This is a genomic window from Herbivorax alkaliphila, from assembly GCF_030848475.1.
Lineage (GTDB): Bacteria > Bacillota > Clostridia > Acetivibrionales > Acetivibrionaceae > Herbivorax.
In genome coordinates, this window is record NZ_JAVDDS010000098.1 from 1 (window position 1) to 3,444 (window position 3,444).

The following is a 3,444-nucleotide window of genomic DNA, read 5'->3' on the forward strand; positions in this document are numbered from 1 at the left end:
CACCATTCCCACGTCTTTCAAGCCAGTCTAGACACCCTTCATTCCACTTATCAATATTGTAAAAAGTACGATGTTTAGCATAATTACTCTTTTTATGCCATGTGATGAGATGCCAAAGGATTTTAGCCCTACATGGAACGAGAGCGAACAATTTGAAGCTTGTGAACTAAAAATTATTGATATATTCTTTTATCCTGATTCTAGAACTTTAAATTTTTACTTTTATCATTTAAACAATTATAATCAATTAGTAATAATAGGTTGGATTGGGGTTATTAATTTTGTCCATGACTCCTAGTGGGGGACGGAGTTAGATACTAAAAAGGTTGCATAATTAATCACAAAGATATAAAATGGTAATTGAGGATACCTTAGATAAGATGACTTTGCAATTACTTGAAGCACAAGCAATATGTAATGTTCATATCAAGCATATTAATAAAAATTCTTGGAAAAAAAGAAAAGTAGAACAAAAAAATAGAGCAAACTTGGACTTTTAGAGTTTCCGAGAGTGCTCATTATAATAATTGGAGGTATACAAATGTCAAGTGCAGCACAACGAGCTAAATTACAATCCCAAATATGGAAAATAGCCAATGATGTCCGAGGCTCAGTAGATGGATGGGATTTTAAACAATATGTTTTAGGAACTCTTTTTTATCGTTTTATTAGTGAGAACTTTTCTAGTTATATTGAAGGTGGTGACGAAAGTATTAATTATGCAGAACTTCCTGATGATATTATAACTAAAGAGATTAAAGATGATGCAATTGTATCAAATCCACCTTATTCAGTAAAATGGATTGGAAGTGATGATCCAACTCTTATTAATGATGAAAGATTTGCCCCAGCAGGAGTATTAGCTCCTAAATCTAAAGCCGATTTTGCCTTTGTACTTCATGCCCTTAGTTATCTTTCAAGTAAAGGACGTGCTGCTATAGTTTGTTTCCCAGGTATTTTTTACCGTGGTGGTGCAGAACAAAAAATTAGAAAGTATCTGATTGATAATAACTTTGTTGAAACTGTTATTTCATTAGCACCTAACCTTTTTTACGGGACTTCAATAGCTGTTAATATATTGGTTCTTTCTAAGCATAAAAGCGATAATAAAACTCAATTTATTGATGTAAGTGGAGTAGATTTTTATAAAAAAGAAACTAATAATAACATACTTACTGATAAAAATATTGAAGATATTATGAGAATATTTGACAGCAAAGAAGATGTTGACCATGTTGCAAAATCTGTTGATTATGAGAAAATAGTTGAAAATGATTACAACCTTTCAGTAAGTTCTTATGTGGAAGCAAAAGACACAAGGGAAATAGTTGATATAACTGAGCTGAATGCAGAAATAAAAACAACTGTAGTAAAGATAGATAGTCTTCGTGCCCAAATTGATGAAATCATCGCAGAAATCGAGGTGGACGCATGAAGAGAAAAAACAAAAAGGAAGTTTCAATAATACGATCATCTACTGCCGAATACTTAACTTTCGTTGCATCTACAGGAGGAAGTGAAGAAAGCGTTGAAATGCGTTATGAAGATGAAAACATATGGCTTACTCAAAAAATGATGGCGACAATATATGATGTTTCGGTATCAGCAATAAATCAGCATATAAAAAAAATATATGACGATAATGAGCTTACACCTAAAGCAACTATTAAGAATTTCTTAATAGTTCAAAGAGAAGGAGAAAGACAGATTTCACGCAATGTAGATCACTATAATTTGCAAATGATTATTTCCGTAGGCTTTAAAGTAAACAATGAACGTGCAATTCAATTTCGTAAATGGGCTGGGCAAATAGTTAAAGACTATACAATTCAAGGTTGGACTATGGATGTGGATCGACTTAAAAAAGGTCATATGTTTACTGATGACTATTTTGACCGTCAGTTACAACATATTAGAGATAATACGATTATCAGAACGAAAGTTTTATCAAAAAGTAACTGATATTTATGCAACAGCTTTTGACTATGACAAAGATTCTAAAACAACAAAAGAGTTTTTTAAAATGGTTCAAAATAAAATGCATTATGCCGTGCATAGACATACAGCTGCTGAACTGATTGTCGAAAGAGCTGATTCAAGCAAAGAAAATATGGGACTTACAAATTGGGAATCTGCACCACAAGGCAAAAAAATAAAAGCAGATGTTATCATTGCTAAAAATTATTTAAATGAAAAAGAAATGAATTACTTAGAAAGAATTGTGTCTTTGTATTTAGATTATGCAGAACTTCAAACAGAAAGAAAAATACCAATGTCGATGCAGGACTGGGCAAAAAGATTGGATGGTTTTTTAGAGTTCAATGGCAATGAAATTTTAACTGATGCAGGCAAAATTTCACATGAACAAGCAAAACTTCATGCAGAAACAGAGTTTGAAAAGTATAGAATTATCCAAGACAGATTGTTTGAAAGTGACTTTGACAAATTCATGGTTGATAATTATGAATGCAGAATTGATAAAAAAGGTGGTAGTGATTGAATCATGATTTTAAATAATAAATTGAATATTACCAATCAGATAGAACTCTCAAAAGCAGAAGAGAAAATAAGCAAACAAAAAGCCAAACAGCTTTTTGACTCTGGAGATATTACCAAGGTAAAAGTAGGAACTTTTGAGGGACTTGCCTACATTCACAAATATCTATTTGAAGATATATATAACTTTGTAGGAAAGATTAGAACTATCAATATTTCCAAAGGAGATTTTCGCTTTGCTCCTCTTATGTATCTTGAGCCCTCATTGGAGCATATTGATAAAATGCCTCAAACTACCTTTGAGCAAATCATTGAAAAATATGTTGAGATGAACATTGCTCACCCTTTTCGAGAGGGGAATGGACGAACTACTCGTATATGGCTTGACCTTCTACTCAAAAAAAAGATTAAACAGGTGGTAGATTGGAATCTTGTTGACAAAGAGGAATATCTATCATCTATGCAACGAAGTGTCGTTAAGGATGTTGAGATTAAACATCTCCTTAAACAAGCCCTTACCAATGAAATTGATGACCGTTCTTTATTTATAAAAGGGATTGATGTAAGTTATTACTATGAGGGATATAGTGAGTTTAAGACAGAGGAGGTGTAAATATGGACTTTGTGGAGAAATTGCTTGATGGGGTTGAGGTTGAATGGAAGCCATTGAGGTAAATGGGAGAGTTTGTGAGGGGCAATGGCCAGTAGAAAAGTGATTTTGCAGAGAGTGGTGTAGGTTGTGTTAAAAAATAAGCGAGTTATTTAAATTATACAAAATACAAGCTTTGACTAGTTGTTTCTAAGAACAAATTCGATTTTAAACATTTTTTACCTTGAGAGCAGATCTTCTTTTTGTGAAACATTTAAAAATTTAGCTTAAAAAATAGAACTACAAACTTTAACTATCTCAAAATAACTTTGAATTACTATGACAAATCAAAAAGCGAG

3 protein-coding genes and 3 pseudogenes are annotated in these 3,444 nt (G+C 32.2%); all 6 read left to right on the forward strand.

Translation table 11 applies throughout. The features are described from left to right. Positions 1-70: 70 nt before the first annotated feature. The gene (locus RBH29_RS17210) at positions 71-298 is read left to right on the forward strand and encodes a hypothetical protein (protein ID WP_306698239.1); all 228 of its coding nucleotides are present in this window, start codon (positions 71-73) and stop codon (positions 296-298) included. Between the two features lie 55 nt (positions 299-353). Beyond that, complete coding sequence (locus RBH29_RS17215; RefSeq protein WP_306698240.1) at positions 354-500, forward strand: hypothetical protein; 147 nt, start codon at positions 354-356, stop codon at positions 498-500. Positions 501-541: 41 nt separating this feature from the next. Beyond that, positions 542-730, forward strand: a pseudogene (locus tag RBH29_RS17925) (type I restriction-modification system subunit M N-terminal domain-containing protein); the annotation flags it as partial. Positions 731-763: 33 nt separating this feature from the next. Continuing rightward, positions 764-1,435, forward strand: a pseudogene (locus tag RBH29_RS17220) (type I restriction-modification system subunit M); the annotation flags it as partial. Beyond that, a pseudogene (locus RBH29_RS17225) lies at positions 1,432-2,500 on the forward strand (virulence RhuM family protein). The pseudogenes RBH29_RS17220 and RBH29_RS17225, both read left to right, overlap by 4 nt. Before the next feature lie 3 nt (positions 2,501-2,503). Then, a complete protein-coding gene (gene fic / locus RBH29_RS17230; protein ID WP_306698242.1) occupies positions 2,504-3,109 on the forward strand; it encodes a protein adenylyltransferase Fic in 606 nt (201 codons plus the stop codon). The last annotated feature ends 335 nt before the right edge of the window (positions 3,110-3,444 follow it).